The 21249-nt window shown below is 65.3% G+C and carries 18 protein-coding genes and 1 tRNA gene; 10 read left to right on the top strand and 9 right to left on the bottom strand.

Annotated features, from left to right (window positions below; all coding sequences use genetic code 11):
* Nucleotides 1-32: 32 nt before the first annotated feature.
* From dpsA to RIE32_11635, 4 genes are all read right to left on the bottom strand, one after another.
* Nucleotides 33-584: a DNA starvation/stationary phase protection protein DpsA gene (gene dpsA, locus RIE32_11650; protein MEQ9096904.1), complete on the bottom strand. Its 552-nt coding sequence runs from the start codon at nucleotides 582-584 to the stop codon at nucleotides 33-35.
* 422 nt (nucleotides 585-1006) lie between these two features.
* Entirely contained in the window at nucleotides 1007-2440 is a 1434-nt protein-coding gene (locus RIE32_11645; GenBank protein MEQ9096903.1) for an ATP-binding protein, read from the bottom strand.
* Between the two features lie 37 nt (nucleotides 2441-2477).
* Nucleotides 2478-3167 (bottom strand): response regulator transcription factor, encoded by a 690-nt coding sequence (locus RIE32_11640; GenBank protein MEQ9096902.1) that lies wholly within the window; start codon nucleotides 3165-3167, stop codon nucleotides 2478-2480.
* 54 nt (nucleotides 3168-3221) lie between these two features.
* Nucleotides 3222-4223 carry a deoxyhypusine synthase family protein gene (locus RIE32_11635; protein ID MEQ9096901.1) on the bottom strand — a complete coding sequence of 334 codons (1002 nt, stop codon included), beginning with the start codon at nucleotides 4221-4223 and terminating at the stop codon, nucleotides 3222-3224.
* Nucleotides 4224-4459: 236 nt separating this feature from the next.
* Here RIE32_11635 and RIE32_11630 point away from each other — a divergent pair, with 236 nt between their 5' ends.
* The gene (locus RIE32_11630) at nucleotides 4460-5962 is read left to right on the top strand and encodes a S8 family serine peptidase (GenBank protein MEQ9096900.1); all 1503 of its coding nucleotides are present in this window, start codon (nucleotides 4460-4462) and stop codon (nucleotides 5960-5962) included.
* 10 nt (nucleotides 5963-5972) lie between these two features.
* On the opposite strand, the gene RIE32_11625 is transcribed toward RIE32_11630, so the two are convergent.
* On the bottom strand, nucleotides 5973-6860 hold the full coding sequence (locus RIE32_11625) for a class I SAM-dependent methyltransferase (protein MEQ9096899.1): 888 nt from the start codon (nucleotides 6858-6860) through the stop codon (nucleotides 5973-5975).
* 150 nt (nucleotides 6861-7010) lie between these two features.
* Here RIE32_11625 and RIE32_11620 point away from each other — a divergent pair, with 150 nt between their 5' ends.
* The 5 genes from RIE32_11620 (at nucleotide 7011) to RIE32_11600 (ending at nucleotide 12195) form a co-directional block, all read left to right on the top strand.
* Entirely contained in the window at nucleotides 7011-8390 is a 1380-nt protein-coding gene (locus tag RIE32_11620; GenBank protein MEQ9096898.1) for a UDP-glucose/GDP-mannose dehydrogenase family protein, read from the top strand.
* A gap of 169 nt (nucleotides 8391-8559) precedes the next feature.
* Complete coding sequence (gene secG / locus RIE32_11615; protein MEQ9096897.1) at nucleotides 8560-9039, top strand: preprotein translocase subunit SecG; 480 nt, start codon at nucleotides 8560-8562, stop codon at nucleotides 9037-9039.
* Nucleotides 9040-9067: 28 nt separating this feature from the next.
* Entirely contained in the window at nucleotides 9068-9946 is an 879-nt protein-coding gene (locus tag RIE32_11610) for a YicC/YloC family endoribonuclease (GenBank protein MEQ9096896.1), read from the top strand.
* A 4-nt stretch (nucleotides 9947-9950) separates the two neighbouring features.
* A complete protein-coding gene (locus RIE32_11605) occupies nucleotides 9951-11069 on the top strand; it encodes a phosphotransferase (protein MEQ9096895.1) in 1119 nt (372 codons plus the stop codon).
* 19 nt (nucleotides 11070-11088) lie between these two features.
* Nucleotides 11089-12195: a PDZ domain-containing protein gene (locus RIE32_11600; protein ID MEQ9096894.1), complete on the top strand. Its 1107-nt coding sequence runs from the start codon at nucleotides 11089-11091 to the stop codon at nucleotides 12193-12195.
* Here RIE32_11600 and RIE32_11595 read toward each other — a convergent pair whose 3' ends face one another.
* Both RIE32_11595 and RIE32_11590 read right to left on the bottom strand, forming a co-directional pair.
* Nucleotides 12196-13689, bottom strand: a complete 1494-nt coding sequence (locus RIE32_11595) for a glycosyltransferase family 2 protein (protein ID MEQ9096893.1) — start codon at nucleotides 13687-13689, stop codon at nucleotides 12196-12198.
* Between the two features lie 12 nt (nucleotides 13690-13701).
* Entirely contained in the window at nucleotides 13702-14457 is a 756-nt protein-coding gene (locus tag RIE32_11590) for a hypothetical protein (protein MEQ9096892.1), read from the bottom strand.
* A gap of 56 nt (nucleotides 14458-14513) precedes the next feature.
* Between RIE32_11590 and RIE32_11585 the strand changes: the two genes are divergently transcribed.
* The gene (locus RIE32_11585) at nucleotides 14514-15167 is read left to right on the top strand and encodes a hypothetical protein (GenBank protein ID MEQ9096891.1); all 654 of its coding nucleotides are present in this window, start codon (nucleotides 14514-14516) and stop codon (nucleotides 15165-15167) included.
* A 308-nt stretch (nucleotides 15168-15475) separates the two neighbouring features.
* Here the strand turns inward: RIE32_11585 and RIE32_11580 are convergent, their stop codons facing one another.
* Together RIE32_11580 and RIE32_11575 are read right to left on the bottom strand one after the other, a co-directional pair.
* Nucleotides 15476-15772 (bottom strand): hypothetical protein, encoded by a 297-nt coding sequence (locus RIE32_11580; GenBank protein MEQ9096890.1) that lies wholly within the window; start codon nucleotides 15770-15772, stop codon nucleotides 15476-15478.
* Between the two features lie 126 nt (nucleotides 15773-15898).
* Nucleotides 15899-15972 (bottom strand) — tRNA-Arg (locus RIE32_11575).
* Nucleotides 15973-16068: 96 nt separating this feature from the next.
* Between RIE32_11575 and RIE32_11570 the strand changes: the two genes are divergently transcribed.
* The 3 genes from RIE32_11570 to pdhA all read left to right on the top strand — a co-directional run bounded on the left by RIE32_11570 (nucleotide 16069) and on the right by pdhA (nucleotide 21141).
* Nucleotides 16069-17328, top strand: coding sequence for a hypothetical protein (locus RIE32_11570; GenBank protein MEQ9096889.1), 1260 nt, complete (start codon nucleotides 16069-16071; stop codon nucleotides 17326-17328).
* 224 nt (nucleotides 17329-17552) lie between these two features.
* Complete coding sequence (locus tag RIE32_11565) at nucleotides 17553-19892, top strand: S41 family peptidase (protein ID MEQ9096888.1); 2340 nt, start codon at nucleotides 17553-17555, stop codon at nucleotides 19890-19892.
* A gap of 142 nt (nucleotides 19893-20034) precedes the next feature.
* Nucleotides 20035-21141, top strand: a complete 1107-nt coding sequence (gene pdhA / locus RIE32_11560) for a pyruvate dehydrogenase (acetyl-transferring) E1 component subunit alpha (GenBank protein MEQ9096887.1) — start codon at nucleotides 20035-20037, stop codon at nucleotides 21139-21141.
* The last annotated feature ends 108 nt before the right edge of the window (nucleotides 21142-21249 follow it).

Below are 21249 nucleotides of genomic sequence, written 5' to 3'. Positions count from 1 at the left end.
GGGCTCCTTTGTGCCACCCTCGCAGACCGACCCTATGCCTCTTGGGGCTGGTCGTCGATGGCCATGCCGAGAGAATCCGCTCCGAGGAAGTGGTCCAGGTGATGGGCGCGATCCTCAACCTTCAAGAGAATGCCCTTCAGCAGGGTCTCGGTGCCGAAGTCGCCCTGCTCGGTGCAGATCTTGATGGTGCTGCGGAGCTTGGCCGCAATGTGGCCCTCGGCGGTGCGGTCGCGCTCCAGCATGTCTCGGATGCGGAAGACGCCCTCGGGCTCGTGCTCGATGTACGCGAGCTTGGACTGACTCGCTGGGCTACTTGTGGGCACGCCCCCAATCGCGGTGATGCGTTCGGCGATGGCGTCGAGTTGTTCATGCACCTCGTTGTAGTTGTCCTCGAGGAACAGATGGATATCGCGGAACTGGGGCCCTTCCACCAGCCAGTGGTGCTTCTGGTATTGATGGAACAGGACGAAGAACGACGCCAGGTGACCATCGAGTTCCGGAATGATCTTCCTCGCGGCCGCTTCGGGAAGATTAATCGGATTTTGCTCGATGAAGTCGGGGCCGCGCCAGGGAGTCGTGCTCATGAATCGGTCCTTTCAGAGCATTCCAACGAGCCTCGCCCGTCGGAACTGAGAAATTGCGGACGCTCGCATCCGCCAGAATCAAAGACTGTTAGGCCGTCGAGTTCTGGCCGGACCTGCGATCCTCAGACGATTCGTTCCATCCCCTACGCCCATCGCGGGAACTCCGCGGTATGGACTGACGCACGTCCTCTTCGTGACGCTGCAAGATGCGTGTAGCGCGATCGCCCATCTCGGCGACAACTGAGACAAGCAGAATCAGGACTCCGATTCCGAACGCGACTTGGAGAAAGAGAGACTGCGGCGCTGAATCAAAGAGCACCGTCCGATACCCAAGCCAGGCGCATATGGGCACCAGTGCCAGAATGGCAAGACGACGGATCATGCCAAGATATTCGGCTCACGGACTGATGGTGACCTGAACATCAGGTGAAAGTCTCCTCATGTTGGAGAGCTTCACCCGACCCATCTTGCCTGGCTTGCAGGTGAATCGAGAATTCGCACCCGCGCTTCAAGTTGCGCACTCGGACCTCGCCGTTGTGCAATTCGGCAATGCCATGGGCGATCTGGAGTCCGAGCCCGGTCCCGCGACCGCGTCGTCGCTCTTCGGCGCTTTGCGTGAACGGTTCGAACAGGTGCTGCATCACCTCTGGCGGCACGCCTGGCCCGAAGTCCCGCACCCGGATGATGACCCTGCGATTCCGGACCGCACAGGAGATCCGAACGGCGGCATCGCGGGGCGAGAATCGAATGGCATTTCGGATCAGGTTGCCCAGCGCGGTAATGAGCAGATCGGCATTGCCTTCGATCTGGGGGGGCTCTTCGCCGTCGTACAGCAACGGTTCGAGGCGAACCCCGTACTGGCGAGCCATCGCGTTGCAGCCCGAAACGGTTTCCATGAGGATGTCGTTGGCATCGTGGCCTTGCGCCTGCACCACGCTCTTGCCCTGACGGACACGCGTCAGGAGCAGGAAGCTCTCGACCATGCGGCCCAGCCGGTCCATCTCTTCGACGGTGGTGCGGGCAAAGTCCCGCAGTTCGTCCATCGAAGGTCGGCCCGCCATGAGCACTTCTCCCTCGGTCCGAACGACACTGATCGGGGTCTTGATCTCATGTGACACGTTGGCAAGGAACCGGGCCTGGGCGTCATAGCCCGCGGAAATTCGCCGCATGGCCAGTTCCAGTTCATCGCGCAGGGCATCGAGCTCGGGCGCGCTGTCTTCCAGATCCAGCGAGTCGCTGACGTTGTCGGCCGAGAGTTCCTCGGCAAAGTGCTGCATCTGACGGATGGGTCGGACCGCCAGGCCAGCGATGTACCACGCTGACACGCCGGAAGCTGCGATGCCCGCGGGCAGCAGTAGCACCAGCGCCACGGTGATCGTCCGAAGGGGCAGATTGGCTTCGGCCACTGGGGTGGCCAGGATCAGTCGCGCGGTCTCGCCGTACGGCTCGGCCGCGTAGTAGAAGCCCCGTGCTTGCCCCGAGTCGCGCTGCCCGGGCTGGCCAAAGTCTCCATCGAAAGTGGCCGACCGAAGAACGTCGAAGTCATCGGAATCAAAGGGGCCGTCGATGCGGGTCCCGTTGTTGCTCGACACATCGATGGCCGCAACGCGCCCAAACCAGCGGAGTTGGATCTGATCATCGATCAACTCGGCGAGGCTGGCCTCCTCATCGGTGGCAGGGTTGATCTCTGCCTGAGCGGCGATGCTGACGGCGGCCTCGGTCAGCCGCTGCTGATTGGTCGTCTGGACGTTCTCTCGATGGTAGAGGATGATCAGGAGCGAAAGGGTGATCTGGACGGCGCCCGAGATCGCGACGACCCACAACGTGATGCGCAGGCGCAGCGGGACCCTCGACACCCAGGCTCTGGGGGCTGACGGGAGCGGGTGGTCTGGTTCAGACGCCCGAATGGGCATCGATCACTCCGAAGCGATAGCCAGCACCCTTAATGGTGTGGATGAGCTGCGTGTCGAAGCCGCGGTCCAGCTTACGGCGCAACGCCGACACGTAGACGTCGATCACGTTACTCGATGGCTCGAAGTTCATGTCCCAGACCTTCTCGCCGATCTGGATGCGACTGAGCACACGGTTCTGATTCCGCATCAGGAATTCAAGGAGCGCGAATTCCTTGTTCGAAAGCTCCACCCGCGTGTCGCCACGGGTCGCGTGACGCGTGTACAGGTCGAGCTCGAGGTCTTCGCATCGAAGCACTCGGCTCTCGCTGGCTTCGCCGCGACGGAGGATCGCCCGGATGCGGGCAAGCAACTCCTCAAACTGGAACGGTTTCGTGATGTAGTCGTCGGCGCCAGCATCTAGCCCATCGATCTTCTCTTCGATGGCCGAAAGCGCGGTGAGCATGATGACCGGCGTGGCAATTTTGCGGCGACGCAGGTTCCGGCATACTTCGATGCCATCGCGATCGGGCAGCATCAGGTCCAGCAGCACCAGGTCGTAGTTCCCACCGCAGGCAAGTTCCTCACCCTCGTAGCCGGTGTTGGACACATCGGCCGCAAACCCGTGCTCGGTGAGCCCCTTCTGAATGGCCAGGGCCATCTTCGGGTTGTCTTCGACGACGAGAATCCGCATGCGAGGCCTCCTGGAGCGAGCACAAGTGTATTCCCGCGGCAGCGGGCGGGGGATCTACCAGCCAAGCACCCAGCCAAAGATCAGCGGCGCCACGATGGTCGCGTCGCTCTCGATCATGAATTTTGGTTCACCAGCACCCAGCTTGCCCCACGTGATCTTCTCGTTGGGCACCGCGCCGCTGTATCCGCCGTAGCTTGTCGTCGCATCAGAGACCTGGCAGAAGTAGCTCCATCTCGGTACACGCTTGGCCTCGTCGGCATCATCGCGATACAGGTCGTGGTTGATCGTCGGCACCACGCAGATCGGGAAGTCGCCTGCGATGCCACCGCCAATCTGGAAGAAGCCCGGCCCCTTGTCCTTGCCCTTGGTAATGCCCAGGTACCACTCCAGGAGCGACGCCATGTAGCTCGTCCCGCCGAGTACGCTGTCCAGGCTGTAGCCGTGCTTGTCCGCATTGGCGACGAACATGTTGCCCAGGGTGCTGTCCTCCCACCCCGGAACGAACAGCGGCAGGTCCCTTTCGGCGGCGGCCAGCATCCAGCTGTCCTTGGGATCGATCTGGTACTCGTGCTTCAGATCACCGCTGCGCAGCAGGTCGTAGAGGTACTGGTGCGGCAGGGCTCGTCCGCCCGCGTGGTTGGCGGCCTTCCATCGATTCAGCAGGTGGCCCTCGATCTTTTGCATGGCCTGTTCTTCGGGAATGCAGATGTCGGTAACGCGCGGATAGCCACCCTCGTCCAGCGCGACCTCATCGGCTTCGGACAGGGCCCGCCAGTCGTGGATGGGCTTGTAGTGGTCGTGGGCAACCAGGTTGAATACGTCCTCCTCGAGATTCGCGCCCGTGCAGCTGATCGCGTGCACCTTCCCCTGGCGGATCATCTCGGCGAGGGACCGCCCCAACTGGGCGGTGCTCATGGCCCCCGCCAGCGTCATGAACATGGGCGTACCGCCGGCCAGCGTCTGCTCATACGCCTTGGCCGCCTTCACAACGACGCCGGCGTTGTAGTGCCGGTAGTGCCTCTCCATAAAAGCTCGAAGGGGCGTGTTCGTGGTCATCTGGCTTTGTTCCTCGCGTGCGTGGGGGACGGGGCGTACGGGAATGCCTGCATGGCATGACCCAGCGGGCCGCCAAAGGCCCACTGTAACGCCCCATCGGCAGCTGGGCGTAGAGAATGACGGATGCCGCGAGGCGGGCCCGCGGGGAGGTGGGCTCGCTCGCGGCGTCTTTCATGGCCCCGTCCGACCTCGGCTCGTTCCGTGCTCTCGACCAACCGTCAGCAGGAGATCCCACGATGCTCAGCGCCACCTTCCACAGCTCGGTCCTGATCGCCCTCGGTGTCTTCTCGACGGTTCCGGCCATGGCCGACGATGCGATCGCGTGGCCCGAGGGCTTCGAGCCCTTCACCGGACGCGTTCAGAAGGTCGACGTCATAGGTGGGTTCAAGAGCGATGCCGTACTGCTTCGTCTGGCGGCTGGTCACGCTGCCGAACCGGCCAACCTGCCCGGGGTCACGTCGCTCTCGCACGCGTTCGCACGCCCCCCGGCGAACCAGGCGCTAGCCGAGCAACATGGCCTCACCCGGCTCTACGTCGCCGCGCTCGACGCAGGCGTCAATGCGCGTCAAGCCATCATCGCCCTGACCGCCATCGATGGTGTGGAGCGAGCGGAACTCATCGGGATCGGCGGCGTGCTGGCGACCACGCCCAACGACGCCGACTTCGATCTCCAGTACGGCCTCTTGAACACCGGCCAGCCCATCTCGGGCACGCCCGGTGTGGCCGGCGCGGACATCAACGCGAGCCTCGCGTGGGATATCACCACTGGTGACCCCGATGTCGTGATCGCCATCGTGGATACCGGCGTGAGCCAGAGCCACCCGGACCTTCAGAACAACGTGCTGCCTGGCTACAGCCCCTTGGGTGGAAGCTGGGACGACGACATCTTGATCAGCCACGGCACGCACTGCGCCGGCATCGCCAGCGGCGACACGGACAACGGCATCGGCATCGCCGGCGTGGGCTGGGATTGCTCGATCCTCCCCGTAAAGGTGCTGGGCTTCCTGGGCACGGGCACCGAGCCGGACATCGCCGCGGGCGTGGTATGGGCGGCCGACAACGGCGCGGACGTGATCTCAATGAGCCTGGGCTCGCCCGACTTTTCCAGCGTACTCGAGAACGCCTGCAACTATGCGCTCGACCAGGGCGTGATCATCGTCGCCGCAACCGGAAACACCCCGGGCGTGCCAATCTTCGCACCCGCTCGGTTCGACTCGACCATCGCGGTGGGCGCGACGGATAACCGCGATGCGATCGCCGACTTCACCACCACCGGCCCGGAGATGACCGTCACGGCGCCGGGCGTGGACGTGTGGAGCACGTGGGACACGCTGGCGCTCTTCGGCCCCACGGACGGGTATGCCTTCCAGAGCGGAACCTCGATGGCGACGCCGCATGTGGCTGGTGTCATCGGACTGATGCGCAGCGTCGACCGCTCGATCACTTCCGACGAGGTTCGGGCGATCTTCCAGACGACCTCGGTCGATCTCGGCACGCCGGGCTTCGACCCGATCTTCGGCTACGGTCGTGTTGACGCGTTCGAGGCGGTTCTTGCCGCTGGTGGCGGAACGCCTTGCCGTGCCGATTTCGACGGCGATGGTGCATTGACTCTGTTTGACTTCCTGGCCTTCCAGAACGCCTTCGATGCAGGCGACCTGGCTGCCGACTTCGACGGTGACGGCAGCCTCACCCTGTTCGACTTCCTGGCGTTCCAGAACGAGTTTGCAGCCGGCTGCTAACCGAGACGGATCAGTCGCCTTCACTGACGATGTACGCGATCCAGGATGCGTCGGCATCGCCCACCGTGGTGGGCGTGAAGTTGCCGTCGCCGCCGCCCTTGCCGTCGTCACCTTCCCAGTACACCGTGGTCTTGGCAAAGCCCGCCTCGGCCAGCAGGTCGCGCAGTTCTGCCAGGTTCCAGAGCCGCCAGTGGTAGGTGAAGGCGTTGCGCATCTCGGTGCCATCCTTGAACTCGAAGTGGATGGCGGTATCGAGTGTCGCGTCGATGGGGTTGTACTTGACCTGCTCCCACACGTACGTGAAGCCCTTGCACGCGCGCCGCTCTTCCTGCTCCATGAGGCTCTCGTAGCCCCCATAGCAGTCCATGATGAACAGCCCGCCGGGCGCCAGGCTCTTGCGAGCCGCTTTCATATAGGCCAGCAAATCGGCACGCTTCATGAGCGCGTTGTAGCTGAAGTTCATCGCCAGGATGATGTCCATGTCGCGCCCTTTCTTGCCCGGCTCGCGCACGTCGCGATTCTTCAGGGTCAAGCGGTTGCGCTGCTCATCGGTCAGTTGGCTCAACACGTGGTCACGCCCCCACTGCAACGTGGGCTCGTCCAGGTCCAATCCAACGGCGATGTTGGTCGGCCGGCGACGGACCCACTCGGCGCTGGTCTGAGCCGTGCCGCAGAAGTCTTCTCGCAACCGGACCGCCTTGCGCTTGCGGAGCGACTGGTAGGTCTCGTCAACGAAGTCGATCTCGCTCTCGACGTTCTGGACTGCGTCCGTATAGAGCTGATGGCGATCGGCGGTGGCGGCAGTCAACTTCGGAGCACGGGCGGGCTTCCGCCGGGCGGTCCGCTTTGGGGTGCGGGTGTTCTTCGAACCTGTCTTCGGGGTGGATTTATCGGCCATCGGCCACTGTAGCGGCTCAAGTCGGTACGGGCGGGTTTCGATGAAATGGCCGGAGCCTAGAGTCGCTCCCAAGGAGAACGGTCCGGCCGCGGGCCGCCACACGAAGGACGCTGGTCGACCCGCTGGCTCGGCCGTTCAGGGAGGATCGGCATGAAGCTGACGATGGTGGGCACGGGGTATGTTGGGCTGGTGACCGGGGTGTGCTTTGCCAACACCGGCAACGATGTCATCTGCCTGGACGTACTGCCCGAGAAGGTCGACCAGATCAACCGCGGCGAGTGTCCGATCTACGAGCCGGGGCTCACCGAGCTCATGCAGCGCAACCTCAAGGCCGGCCGCCTGAAGGCCACGCTCGACAAGGACGAGGCCTACGAGGATGCCGAGATGATCTTCATCTGCGTGGGCACCCCCAGCGGCGCCGACGGTAAGGCCGACCTGAAGTATGTCATGCAGGCCGCCGACGACATCGCCGCCGTCATCAAGCGACTCGGACCCGGCCAGACGCCAAAGACGGTCGTCGTCAAGAGCACCGTGCCCGTGGGCACCACGCTGGCCGTTCGGGATCGCATCCGACAGACCGTGGGCGACATTCCCTTCACGGTGGGCGACAACCCCGAGTTTCTGAAGGAAGGCGATGCCATCATCGACTTCAACAAGCCCGACCGCGTGGTCTGCGGCGTCGAAAATCCCGATGACCCCGACGACCTGACCGCCAAGCGATTTCACGAGGTCTACGAGCCCTTTACTCGTAACGGGCACCCGATCTTCATCATGGACATTCCGTCGGCCGAGATGGTCAAGTACGCCAGCAACAACTTCCTGGCCACCAAGATCAGCTTCATCAACGAGATGGCCATGCTGTGCGAACAGTTCGGCGCCAACATCAACCGCGTGCGAGAGGGCATGTGCAGCGACAGCCGCATCGGCCACAAATTCCTCTATCCGGGCCTGGGCTATGGCGGAAGTTGCTTCCCCAAGGACACCCTGGCCGTCATCGGCATGGGCGAGCAGGCCGGCTTTGACACCCAGCTCTCCCGGGCCGTGCACGACGTGAACCAGCGGCAGCGCAAGCTGTTCTTCGACAAGATCCTGGCCCACTACGGCGGCAGCCTGGCGGGCAAGACCCTGGCCTTCTGGGGCATCGCCTTCAAGCCCAACACCGACGACGTGCGCGAGGCCCCGGCCTTGTCGCTCATGAAGTTGGCCCACGAGCACGGCGCCACCATCCGGGCGTACGACTCGGTGGCCGACAAGACCGGCAAGCAGGCCCTGGACGAGATGGGCGTTCCGGCCGAGATCGTCGGCGACATGTATGCGTGCCTGGAGGGCTGCGACGGGGTCGTGGTCTCGACCGACTGGGACGAGTTCAAGGCCCCTGACTTCGCCCGAATGGGCCGGCACCTGGCCGAGAAGGTGATCTTCGACGGCCGGAACCTCTACAAGCGCGACCAGATGTTCGAACTGGGCTTCAGCCACCACAGCGTGGGCCGGCCCAGCGTGACGCAGGCCGGAGAGCCCACGGGGGCGTAAACGCCGCCACGAGGCCCCGGGCGCAAGCCTGGGCCCTTGCAGGTTCCAATTGACCGCACTAGGCCCGGGCCCGCCCCCGGGCCTCATTTGTTTACCCCTTCTCGCTTTGACCCCCTACACTCTCGACCCGATGCCGCCGAGGCGTGGTGTTCGGGTTTTGGAGGATTGCATGCCCCTGTTGCTCGCGCTGAACCCGGTGGTTTCGAACCTGCTCATGCTGCTGTTCATCGCCGTGGCCATCATCATGATTCTGGTCATCCTGATCCAGCGTCCCTCTGGCGGCGGGCTCAGCGGGGCGTTCGGCGCTTCGAGCGGCGGCTCGGGCCAGACGGCCTTCGGCGCCAAGACAGGCGACGCCCTGACTCTGATGACCATCGGCACCTTCGTGGTCTTCATCCTGACTGCCATTGTCTTGGTATATACCAGCCGTCCAACGGCAAGCCCTTCTGGCACGCCCGTCGCCGCACCCGCAGGCGAGCAGGCCCCGGCCGAAGCGGTCGAGGGGGCGGACACGGGGGCGACGACCGGCGATTCAGAGCCTTCCGCCCCGGACACGCCTGCCGAAGAGCCAGCGGATCCGATCGATGGGTCCACCGGCGAGCCCGAAGCCGGCGAGCCCGAGCCCACCGATCCGGAGCCGGGCTCGTGAATCAGTTCGATCTCGTGGGAGGTCGGGCATGATCCGCAGCATGACGGGATTCGGCGATGCGCGGCTGGAGCGCGGCGGGCTGACCTACAGCCTCGAAGTGCGTTCGGTCAATCACCGCTACCTCAAGGCTCAAGTCCGCCTGCCCGACGAATTCGCGCCCCTGGAGGGCGGCCTCGAGGAGACCTTGCGTGGGCTGCTCCAGCGCGGCAGCGTCACGGTGCGCTGCTCGGCCGAGGGCAACCCCGCCAGCCAGGCCGGCGCCATCAACGAAGGCGTCCTCGAGGCCTATCTGAAGGCCGTGGACGAAGCTTCACGCCGGATCTCGTTCGATCGCGCGACCCCCACCGCCGACTTGGCCACGCTGCTTGCGTTGCCCGGCGTCCTTCGGGCCGAGCCCATGGATGCCCGCCTGTCGGCCGCCCGGACGGCGTTCCACGAGTTGCTGCCCCAGGCGTGCGGCAAGCTCATCGAGATGCGCATCCGCGAAGGCCAGGCCCTGCATGCCGAATTGGTCGAGTTGTGCGGCGTGGTCTCGAAGAGCCTGACGGTCGTGAAGGACCGGGCGCCGGAAGTAAGCAAGCTCTACGAATCGCGGCTGAAGGCTCGGATCGAGCAGTTGCTGCCCGAGGCCGACCCCGTAGACATCGTCCGCGAAGTCGCGGCCTACGCCGAGCGATGCGACGTGAACGAGGAGATCTCGCGGCTCAGCGGGCATGTCGAACAGTTTCTGGCGGCCATCGATGAGGAAGGTGCCGTGGGCCGCAAGCTGGACTTCATCGCCCAGGAAATGCTGCGCGAGGCCAACACGATCGCCAGCAAGAGCCCCGATGCTGAACTGTCTCGCGCGGCGATCGAAGCCAAGGCCGCCATCGATCGGATCAAAGAACAGGTCCAGAACGTCGAGTAGCGTCGTGGACCGGGACGCACCAAAGCAGCCGGCCCAGCCACCCATCGATCCCGAGGTGCTGGCTTCCGCCGAGGCGCAGGCGGGTTTTGCCGTCGGCGAGGTGCACCACGTTCGGGTGCATTTCCCAATCGGACAAGTGCTCAAGGCCGCGCCGCTGAACGCGGGCTCGCCGATGGCTCCCAAGATCATCCTGCTGGGTTCGTTGTCGGGACCTGTCGTACTCAAGCGGCTCGCCCCCGGACGAGACGGGCCCGAGTTCGTACACGTCATCCACTCGATCCATCGCCGCCTGGCCGCACACGGTTTCCCGCTCGCGCCGCTGCTGCCCACCCGTGGCGGGGCAAGCGCGCTGCGCTTGGAAGGGCGAGCCTACGAGGTGTGCGGGTTCGTTCGGGGTGGCAAGTGCGATCGTTCGGCCGCACAGACCCGGCTGGCCGGCGAGGCGCTGGGTCGCTACCACGCCCTGCTCGCGAACGCGCACGACCACCTCGGCGCGATGGGCCGGTCCATCGGCGAGCCGCTCACGGGCGTGTACCACGACGACGCCCGCATCCGCCGCGCCCTCGCAAGGCTGCCCCAGGCGCTGGACGCCAAGGGCGGCGATGAATTGGCCGCACGGCTGGGTGCGCTCTATGAGCGAGCCGCGGCCCGGGCTCGCGACGCGCTGGCGGGCGAGCGATTGCAGATCGTGCACGGGGACTGGCATCCGGGGAACCTGCTGTTCGATCGCGGCGCACTGGCCGCCGTGTTGGATCACGAGTCGGCCGGGATGGCGCCGGCGATGCTGGACATCGCGAACGGCGCCCTCCAGTTCTCCCTCCAGGGTGCCGGTACTGACTTCAGGCAATGGCCCACGCCTCCCGATGCGAATCGCCTGGAGGCCTTTCTAGGGGGCGTGCACGGCGGACGGGCCATGATCGGGGTGCCCGGCGTCGCGCAGGAAGCCCTGGGCGGCCTGCCCTGGCTGATGGCGCAGGCCTTGATCGCCGAGGCAGCGGTCCCCATTGCCTCCTCCGGAGCCTTTCACGGGCGTGACCCCGCCCCGTTCCTGCGCATGGTGGCACGAAAGGCCCAATGGCTCGCCGATAACCCCACCGAGGTGCTCCAGCACGCCCGCCCGTAGACGCCGTACCATTGAAGCAATGATTCGCCCTCGTGGACAAGCCGTCGCCACGTGCGTGCTCGCCTGGGTCGCCGGAGCCGCACCAGCACACCAACCGGAATCTCCAGAGTCCGAGGCCGCCAGAGAAGCCGTCGCCGCCCTCGCGAGCGAGCGGTGGCCCGACCGCATCTCCGCGAGCGCCGATCTTCTTGAGTTGGCCCGATCGATGGACCCCGCCGACGCGCTGGGCGTGCTCGAGCAAGCGTTGGCCGACTGGATGTCCGATCCATCGCGCGACGATGGCGACCGGGCCGAAGTGCTTGCCCGATTCGAGTTGGCCGCGGCAGAAGCGTTCTTCAACGGCCCCCGCGCCGGTCTGGGCATCACCTATGACACCGCACCCACGTCGCGGGGCGTCCGCCTCGGGGACACGGTGGAAGGATTCGACGCCCATGGCACGCTCCGCAGCGGAGACATCGTGCTGAGCTTGTCGGGCACGCCCATTGAAGCATCGTCGATGGATCTTCCAGTCGCCATTGCATCGCACCTGCCGGGAGAGACGTGCGTGATTTCGTTGCTTCGCAACGGCGAGCCCATGGAGGTCACCGTTCGGCTGGGCCGGCGCGACGACCTGAACGCGGCTCGCCGCCTCAACGAGCCGGTGCTCCGCCGGGCATGGGCCCTGCGCATGAACCGCCTGCGGGGCGATGAAGACCGCGCCGCGCTCGATGCGGATCTCGCGCGCTCGCTCTCGGTAGCGCCGCCGTCGGCCAACCCGACCCGCGTGCGCGCGACGTCGGCCGACGTTGCGCTGGGTGGCGAGCCCGGAAACACGACTGGTCGCCGTGTCGGCGTCATGGCTCAGTATGTCGGTGGAAACAGCGACCAAGCCGCGGTCCGGGCGGAGTTGACCCGGATCAACGGCGAGCTCGCGCAAGTAGTCCGCAGGTCTATCGACATCGAGGAAACGGTGCGGCAGTTGATCGTCGAGGTTCGCATGACCGCCGACACGGTCGATGGCCGCGCCCACGCCGATCGCCTGCGCGATCGCATCTCTCAGCTTCGACAGGAACTTGCGCCATTGCAGCAGGAGCAGACGCGGCTGATGCAGGAGCGCGTGCAGCTCATCCGGGCGCTGAGCCAGTAATCAACCAGGCTTTTGCCACACGCCACAGATCCAGGCGTCCGAGTCACGCCCCGGAACCCCCTCGATTGCTGCGAACGGGGTCAACGGGTGCCATGACATGCCCCCGTACGACATCGATGCGACGCGTTGCAGGCCGGCGTCCTCCATCAGCACGGCGACTTCGACGCCACATGGTTGTGGATGGGCCGCTCGCCACTCATCGTCGTCTCGGCCTGTAGTTTCTTGAAGAGATTCGACCCATCGCATTGCGGCGGGACCGATGAGCCAGTCGTGATCCTGGCTGAGTTGCTGGTCGACGAGCCGGCGAAGCCCTTCGCAATACGTACGCAGGCCCGAATCGCACGGGCCCAATTCGGCAGCGGCGATCATCAGTCCTCCGGGGCGCAGGACCTCGCATGCCTCGAGCACCACCGACTCGGGGTCCTGGCGCGTGCTCAGGGCGTGCCAGAACAGGGCCACATCCACCATCGATGCCTTCTGGGCACGAAGCGAGATGGGAAGTTCGCTTCGTGGAGGCTCGCCAAAGACCCGAGCACGGTAGGACCTGCGCCAGAACGCTCGCCAGCGTGGCACGCTCGAAAGCACCGCCCTCAGGGGGCCGAGGTGGAATCCCGGGGGCGCCGCATCCTGTCCGGCCTGGCCATCGATGGTCTCTTGCTCGGTCCAAGGCAGAGCAAGGCGACGCAGCAAGGGTTCACTCAGCCGGACCTTGTGCTCGAGCGCCTGTATCTCGCTCCGGGCAGATTGCCCCGCCGTGCCCATCTGTTCGGCGTTGCGGTCGAGGAAAGGCCGACCGAACTGGATGAGTGATTGCACGATGCGCCGATTGTCGGCAGTCTTCTGTGCTTCGTGAACGCGCATGCATGCCACGGGATGGTCGACCGACTCGAAGCGAGCGCCCGCCTCGAGCATCCGGAGCCACATCTCGTGATCCATCGTGTAGTGGTTGTCTTCGTTCAGGCCGCCAATGCGTTTGAAGAGCTCTCTGCTGAAGAACGCCTCGGGCTGGACGATCAACTCGCCCGCAAACCACTTGGTCCGCAACCGCAGCAAGCTTGCCATGTCGATCGGTTCGGGCGGGCGTGGCGAAAAGATGGTCCGACCGTCTTCGACGAATCTGCATCGCCCGACGAGCACGTCTGGCGCGTCCTGTTCGGCCAATCGCTCGAGCATGACCCCAAGGGCGCCCGGCTCGAGCCAGTCGTCCGCATTGAGCCACGTGGCATAGCGCCCCGTCGCATGATGCAACAACCCGCGGTTAATCGCCGCGCTCTGGCCATGATCGGGCTCGCTCTGCCAGTAGGCCAGGTGCCCCGCGTTCTCCAGCAACTCGACGGTGTTGTCGGTGCTACCGCCGTCCATGACGATGTGCTCGACGCCGAAGCGACGGGCACATGGCGTCGCCATTTCAGCCGCCACCGACTCGAGGCATTGGCCGATGAATCGGCCCTGATCGAGCGAAGGGGTGACGATGGAGAGCAAGGGTTGCGGCACGGCGGGTCGAGTCTACGAGCCCGGAAAGGCCGTGGCTTCGGCCCAGGAGCCGAGGGCCCGGCGGGCCCCATCGACGGGATCGTCCAGGTAGCGAACGTCTGCCACCACCGCAGCGGTCGGTGCCGAGATGGCCAGCGCGGCCACGAACGCGGCAACTTCCAGCCGACCACTTGCCGATTCCACGGCAACGCGGCCCCCACTGCCCGCATCGCTCAGGCGTGCGGCTTTCACGCGTTCGCCGGCCAGCGTCACGGCCTTGGCGGGGCTGCTTCCTGCCATGATGGCCAGCGCGGGGTCGATGCCCACGTCACCCGCGTCGGCCAGCGGCCAGGCGTGGTTGGCAATCGACACGCCGTCACGCTCCGACGCGGCGATGATGGTCTCCATGGCGTGGGGGTCTGGTGCGTCGGGCAGCGTGAGGCTGACCACTGCCCGGGCCGGAACAAGCCCGGCCAGCTCACGAACCAGGGAAATTGCCCCAAGGACCGCTTCCGCGGCCCGCTCGACGTGCTGGCCGCCCGCCAGGTGTTCGGGGGGCAAGCACAAGTCGAGCCCGGTCAGTTCGAGTTCCTGCCGACGCAGCAGAGCACCAAGGTCCCGCCGGCCCGAGCGGTCGAGCGTTCGGGGGCGAGCCTCCGGGTGCGTCGCGTCGAGTTGCACGGCCCGGTAGCCCAGCGATGCGGCAAGGGTAATCGCTTCGCGCAACGGTCCGTTTCGCCAGGCGCACAAGCCAAGGCCAAGGATCGAGTTGGACCCCTGCTGGAACACCCAAAGTTGTAGGCCACGCGTCGGCAACCGCGTGGGTCGCGCGGCTAGCCTCGGGCATGAAAGCCGCCGGCCCTCGTCCGCCCTCGCCCCGCCTCGAAGCCATCCAGGTCGCTGCATGGGCGACCTGGTCGGGGGCGTTGCTGGTCACCGGTGCGACCGCCTATTTCGTCTTCACGCTGCTCAAGCGACTCGATCCGACGCTGCCGGAATTCTCGGCGTACCAGGGCGAGCACTGGCGTCTGCTGGGGGGGTACGTCGCCGAGCGGCTCTTCATCGGAGCGGACGTCGTCGGCTTCCTGGCCATCTGCATCGGCGGAGGCGCCTTTGCCTTGGCCAGTTGGCGGGGCCACCCCCACCCCCGCTCGTGGACGGCCGCGCTGCGGGCACTGCTGATCATGGCCATGGTGGGCGTGATGACCTACCGGTTCGCCGTGCTCGACCCGGCAATGCAAACTGATCTCACCGCGTATCGCCAAGCCGCGGCCCTGGGAGATACGGAGAACGCGCTGGCGCTCCAGCAGGACTACGACAAGCACCACAAGACCGCCAGCAACGTGATGCTCGGAAGCCTGGCGCTCTCGTTGAGCGCCCTGGGATTGACGTTCGCCACCACACGCCGTGTCATGTCCGGCGAGGTGGGCGATCGTTCCGCACACGCCGTCGAGCCCCGCCTCCAGGAGCCGCAACTGGCACGAGGACCGCGACGTTGACCGCTCGCACCCCCGAGAATCCTCGCGGCCTGCGGGACCTTCCCTTCAAAGTACCCGAGGTAACCAAGGCCGAGAAGGCGCGTGCGCGTCGCATCGCCAAGGCCCTGGCCGAGCGATATCCCGATGCCGTGTGTGCGCTCGATTACACGACGCCGCACGAACTGCTGATTGCCACGATCCTGTCCGCACAGTCAACCGACGTGGGCGTGAACAAGGCGACGCCCGCCTTGTTCGAGGCCTTCCCGATGCCGCAGGACTATGCCGATGCGACCCCGGCGAAGATTGAGAAGCACATCAAGTCCATCGGTCTATACCGCAACAAGGCCAAGGCGATCCACTCGGCGATGACCAGCGTGGTCGAGGACTTTGGTGGCCAGGTACCACAAACGATGGATGAACTGCTCACCCTGCGAGGCGTCGCAAGGAAAACGGCCAGCGTCGTGCTCGGCAACGCCTTTGGCATCAATGAAGGGTTCGTCGTCGACACCCACATCGAGCGGCTGAGCAAGCGGTTTGGCCTGGCCCCTCACGATGCCACGGTGGCCATGGTCGAGCGGTACCTGATTGCGCTCTTTCCAAGAGACCAGTGGGCGGACCTCAGCCACCGCATCATCTACCACGGCCGGCAGGTCTGCAAGGCCCGCGGCTGGCTGTGCGAGAGCGACAGCATCTGCCAGCGGTTCTGCGAGAACGCGCGTGGATCGGCCAAGGCGAAGGCGTCGAAGGGGAAGCGAGCCCGCCGCGATTCGAACGCGGAACCTCTGGCTTCGGAGGCCAGCGCTCTATCCAATTGAGCTACGGGCTCGACGTGGCCAGCCCGGTGCCGGCCAACGGGCTCATGGTAAGGACACTCGCGGTGCCAAGCAAGGCCGAAGCCAACTCCTCAAGTGATCATGTGCCCATGCTGCCCGCCCCGCTGTGGGCGGTGCTTTCCTTCACCTTCGCCGGCAGCGTCGGAACCGCAGTGGCCACCGCCGGGGTCCCCTTCCTCGCACAGAGCGCCTACGGCTACGGCGAGACGGCGGTGTTCTTGCTTGCACTGCTCTACGGGGTGGTCTATATCCCGGGCGCCCTGGGCGTGGGCCCCGCCCTGAGACGCTTTGCGGCTCGGCACTCGTGGATGACCAGTGGTCGGCTGCTGGCGTGCATCAGCATCGTCCTCGGCCTGCTCGCGGCCCTCCCCCTGGTCACCAGGCCTGCCGCCGAGAGCGGTGCGATGGGGGCGTGGGCCATCTGGCTCATGATGGCTGCTCAAGGGCTGCTTAGCGGCGCTACATGGCCCATCGTCGAGAGCTACCTCAGCGGCGGCAGGCGTGGGCAGAGCCTCCGGCACGCAACCGGCCTGTTCAACATTACCTGGGGTGGATGCATCGTGGTTGCCCTGGCGGCATTGGGCCCATTCGTGAAGCCACACCCCCTCGAAGCCCTGGCCGCGATGCTCCCGGTCTATGGACTCTGCGCTCTGCTGACGGTCTGGATGGGCCCCGAACCCGCCCGCAGCCTGCCCGACGCCCACCCGACGCGGCCGGGGCGGTACAAGAAGCTGCTCTCGGTGTTCCGGGTGCAATTGCCCACGAGCTTTCTGGTCGTCGCCGTGCTCGAGCCGGCATCGCCATTCCTCATCGCCAGCGTGGCCATCGAAGATCCATGGCGCGCGCCGGCGGCGGCCATCTGGCTGGCAACCCGAGTGGCGACCTTCGCCCTGCTCGCGCGGTGGCACGGCTGGCACGGCAGGTGGGCGATGCCCGCCATTGCCGCTGCGCTCATGCTCGTCGGGTTCGCTGGCATCACCATCGGGCCGAACATCGACGCGCTCACGCCCGCGCGGCTGCTGGTCCTGGGCGGGCTGGCCGTGCTTGGCTTGGGCGTGGGCATGATCTACACCGGTGCGCTGTACTACGCCATGGAGGTTGGCGATGCGGAAATTGACGCCGGTGGAAAGCACGAGGCGTTCATCGGGCTGGGCTACCTCGGCGGGCCGCTGGTGGGCCTGATGGCCTACGGCTTCGCGCGACCGCATGGCCCCCTCCCCACCAGCCCCAGCCTGCTGTTGCTGGCCATCGCTGGATCCATCGTGGTGGTGCTTGGACTTGGCTCGGTAGTATGGGCGTTGGTGTCGGGGCGAAGGGATGGAAAGCAACCGGGCGAGTCGCTGGAGTGAATGGGGCAAGCCCTGACTCCGATATCAGAATCCCTGGGCAATGAACGCCGGAGGGGTCCACGTCGAATAACCTGTGTTCGGTGACGGTACAACCTTCCCCGATGATCCTTGTAGGTGGACGAGATCGCAAGCCACGAGGGTCGATCGAGCCGATGCGATGGCTTATGCCCGATCTTGGGGCACGGTCCTGGAGGGACCGAGGCACGGACACGTCAGGAGGCACCATGCGACAGACCGGAACGAGCACGCGCGTCATCACCACCGCGGCGGCCCTCTTGGCCGCCCTCGGCGCGGCCGTCGCGGCGCCACCGGCGCTTGCAATCCAGAACACGACCCAAACACAGGATCAGGCCAAGGCCGCCTCGGCCAAGGAAGCTCGGGTATGGTCGACCGACCTGTGGGAAGCTGCCAGCCGAGGCGATCGCGCCGAGTTCCAGTCGTTGCTGACCACCGCCACCCAGAACGTCCGTGATCCGATCCTGGCAGGGCTGGCAGAGTCGCTTGGCGTCGCGCTCGACGAGCACACCGTCGCGCGTCACGAGAAGGTCGAGGAGTATCGCCAGACCGTTCAAGAGACGCTTGCGACGCTCGGCGACGAGCCCGAGCCCAACGAGCGCGAGGAGGCTTTGCTCGAAGGCATGAGCGCAGCCATCGCGCTGCACATGCTGGCCGACGACAAGGAAGGCGTGCTTCGGGAAGAGACGATCACGCAACTCGTCTCGGCGGCGGACGCCGAGGCTCGAAAGGCCGAATCGGACGGTCGCTGGTATGCCGCGGCCGAGATGTTCGAGCGGCTGCACGCGCTGTACGAGGACGAGGGCACGTACCTGGATGATCGCAAGCGTCAACTGAAGCGACTGTCGCTGGTGGCCCTGTATGCGCCCGAGCGCAATCACGAGCTGCGCAGCGAACGGCTGGTCGAGACCGGCGAGGAGCCGCTGCCCCCCTACAACCCGGCCGGCAACTCCGTCGACGAGCGATTGGAAGACATCGAGCCGCTCATGCTGCTCTACGCCATGGTCAACGCCGACCGGCACCATGTGTCTGGCTCGAAGATGAAGGACCTGCTGGTATCAGGACTTAAGGGCTTGCGCCTGCTGGCCGAGACCGAAGACCTCTACGGGCAGTATCCCCAGTTGGCCGACGAGCAGTCGCGTGCACGATTCATCGAGGCCGTCGCATCTCGCGCCGCGGACGTGGAACGGGCGCCGATCGCTACCGATCGCACCCTGCAGGACGTCGTCCGCGACGTCCAGTCGTGGAACCGCCAGACCGTGCGGCTGCCCGAAACGCTCGTACTCCGAGTCTTCGGCGATGGCGCGATGCGGGCGTTGGACGACTACACCGAGATCATCTGGCCCTATGACGTCCGCCAGTTCGAGCGTAGCACCCGCGGCAACTTCAGCGGCATCGGCGTCTCCATCCAGATGAACAACAAGCGGCAGATCCAGGTCGTCACGCCGCTCGATGGCACGCCCGCACAGCGCGCAGGCGTCCGGGCCGAGGACATCATCTCGGCAGTCAACGGCGAGCCGACCTTCGGCATCTCGCTCAATCAGGCGGTGGACAAGATTACCGGGCCCAAGGGCACGCCGGTAGACATTACCGTGACCCGCGGCGAGGAAGAGGAGAAGGAAGAAATCACCTTCACGATCGTTCGCGACACGGTTGAACTCAAGACCGTCAAGGGATGGGAGCGTGTCGACGCCGCAGAAGACCACTGGAACTGGATGATCGATCCGATCTACGGCATCGGCTACGTTCGCCTCACGGGGTTCACCGAGAACACGACCGAAGACTTCGACAAGGCGATCTCCGAGATGCAGGATCAGGGGCTCCAGGGCCTTATCCTCGATCTGCGGTTCAACCGTGGCGGTCTGCTCGATCAGGCCGTGGAAATCACCAGCCGATTCGTCGACTACACGCAGAGCCGTCGATCGTTCGGGCAGGTGGTCGTCTCGACGCGCAACGAACGCACCGATGGCACCGGCATGCCTCCCGAGCGTCTTCAACGACGCAACTCGCCGCTGCCGAACATCCCCGTCGTCGTGTTGATCAACGAGGGGAGCGCCTCGGCCAGTGAGATCGTCGCCGGCGCCATCCAGGACTATGCCGAGGTGTCGGCCGCCAAGGCCGTCGTGCTGGGCCAGACCAGCTTCGGCAAGGGAAGCGTGCAGAACGTGCTGCCCATCGACCCCGAGCGGCGATCGGCCCCACGGGCGCTCATGAAGCTCACCACCCAGTATTACGTGTTGCCGGGCGGCCGGATGATCCACCGGGTGCCGGGCAAGATCGAGCACGGCGTGGTGCCCGATCTCTCGATCTCGATGCTGCCCGATCAAGTGGCCGAGAGCCTGGTGCTTCGCCAGGAAGCCGACGTCCTGGTCCTGGATGAAGAGGGCAACCCGCCGGCCATCGAGGATCGACCCGACCCCTCGCGACTGATCGACGAGGCGATGGACCTGCAGTTGAACGCCGCCCTCGTTCTGCTGCAGTCCCAGACCCGGCCCACGACCGGCGCTGCGGCGATGCTGCCGGAGGAATCCGGCCGTCGAACGCCCTGACGAATGGGCACAATCGGGCGACTTGGCGTGGCCGGGGCGTTAGACTTGAACGTTCCGGCCACGCGTGCGCGCGGCCCCAGACCGAATCCTGACAAGCCCGTGCCTCCGCCAGCCGGGCACGCCCGGGGAGCCCCGAATCACCATGGCCCAAGCTACCACGAACAGTGCGAACGCCTCGTCGGCCGGATCCCGTCTGGTCGATGCCTTGGACAATGACACGCTGCTGGGCTGGCTGCGATCGATGCAGCTCATCCGCGAATTCGAGACCCGGACGCAGCAGGCATATCAGCAGGCCAAGATCGGTGGCTTCTGCCACATCTACTCAGGCCAGGAAGCCTGCGCCGTCGGCACCATCGCCTGCACCAACGCCGACGACCCGGTCATTACGGCGTATCGCGATCATGGCCATGCGCTCGCTCGCGGCATGACGCCCCGTGCGTGCATGGCCGAGATGTACGGCAAGATCGATGGCTGCGCCAAGGGCAAGGGCGGGTCGATGCACATGTTCGACAAGCCCAACCACCTTTATGGCGGCCACGGCATCGTCGGAGCGCAGACGCCGCTCGGCGCCGGCTTGGCTTTCGCCACCCGCTACGAGTGGGAGGTTCTCGGCACGGGCTCGAAGAAGGTTTGCCTGTGCTACCTGGGCGACGGCGCCATCGACCAGGGCGCCTTCCACGAGGCGCTGAATCTGTCCTCGCTCTTCGGCCTGCCGGTCATCTATGTCATCGAGAACAACGGCTACTCGATGGGTACGTCGATCGACAGGCACACCGCCAACCACAAGGACCTGATCTCTCGCGGCAAGAGCTACGACATCCATTCCGTGCAGATCGACGGCCTGGACATTCGTGACGTATACGACCAGTTCAGGCCCGTAGTCGACCAATGCCGCGAGGAACAGAAGCCCGCCTTCGTCGACCTGCTGACGTACCGCTACCAGGGCCACTCAATGAGCGACCCGCAGAAATATCGGACGAAAGACGAAGTCGACGAATACAAGGGCAAGGACTCCATCGCGGCACTGCTCGACCACCTCATGAACGACCGCGGCGCCATCGACGAGGACGCGTGGAAGACCATGCGAGGCGAGATTCGCGATGAGGTGAAGGACGCGGTCGAGTTTGCCGAGTCCGCCGAGGCGCCCAGCGTCGAAGCCGAACTCTACTCGGACGTGTTCGTGTATCCCCAGCCACACCTGAGCCCCACGCGTGAATATGTGCACGGGGCAAAGAATCCGTTGCTCTGACGGGCCTTAGCAGCGGCCGACCTAGAAGGTTGACAAGTTTTGCCCAGAAAATCAGGGAAACTCCCCATCTCTTTGTGAGCTTCCGTTCACATTGAGTCGGTTACGCTT

The organism is Phycisphaerales bacterium (assembly GCA_040221175.1).
Taxonomy (GTDB): Bacteria; Planctomycetota; Phycisphaerae; order Phycisphaerales; family UBA1924; genus JAHCJI01.
This window is presented reverse-complemented; position numbering and strand designations above follow the sequence as displayed.

Bases quoted from the DNA above. Each gene is read 5' to 3' on its own strand.
- RIE32_11565 (MEQ9096888.1), top strand. From the start codon at position 17,553: ATGCGACAGACCGGAACGAGCACGCGCGTCATCACCACCGCGGCGGCC.
- RIE32_11640 (MEQ9096902.1), bottom strand. From the start codon at position 3,167: ATGCGGATTCTCGTCGTCGAAGACAACCCGAAGATGGCCCTGGCCATT.
- secG (MEQ9096897.1), top strand. From the start codon at position 8,560: ATGCCCCTGTTGCTCGCGCTGAACCCGGTGGTTTCGAACCTGCTCATG.
- RIE32_11630 (MEQ9096900.1), top strand. From the start codon at position 4,460: ATGCTCAGCGCCACCTTCCACAGCTCGGTCCTGATCGCCCTCGGTGTC.
- RIE32_11625 (MEQ9096899.1), bottom strand. From the start codon at position 6,860: ATGGCCGATAAATCCACCCCGAAGACAGGTTCGAAGAACACCCGCACC.
- pdhA (MEQ9096887.1), top strand. From the start codon at position 20,035: ATGGCCCAAGCTACCACGAACAGTGCGAACGCCTCGTCGGCCGGATCC.
- RIE32_11600 (MEQ9096894.1), top strand. From the start codon at position 11,089: ATGATTCGCCCTCGTGGACAAGCCGTCGCCACGTGCGTGCTCGCCTGG.
- RIE32_11570 (MEQ9096889.1), top strand. From the start codon at position 16,069: ATGCTGCCCGCCCCGCTGTGGGCGGTGCTTTCCTTCACCTTCGCCGGC.
- RIE32_11620 (MEQ9096898.1), top strand. From the start codon at position 7,011: ATGAAGCTGACGATGGTGGGCACGGGGTATGTTGGGCTGGTGACCGGG.
- RIE32_11585 (MEQ9096891.1), top strand. From the start codon at position 14,514: ATGAAAGCCGCCGGCCCTCGTCCGCCCTCGCCCCGCCTCGAAGCCATC.
- RIE32_11635 (MEQ9096901.1), bottom strand. From the start codon at position 4,223: ATGACCACGAACACGCCCCTTCGAGCTTTTATGGAGAGGCACTACCGG.
- dpsA (MEQ9096904.1), bottom strand. From the start codon at position 584: ATGAGCACGACTCCCTGGCGCGGCCCCGACTTCATCGAGCAAAATCCG.
- RIE32_11610 (MEQ9096896.1), top strand. From the start codon at position 9,068: ATGATCCGCAGCATGACGGGATTCGGCGATGCGCGGCTGGAGCGCGGC.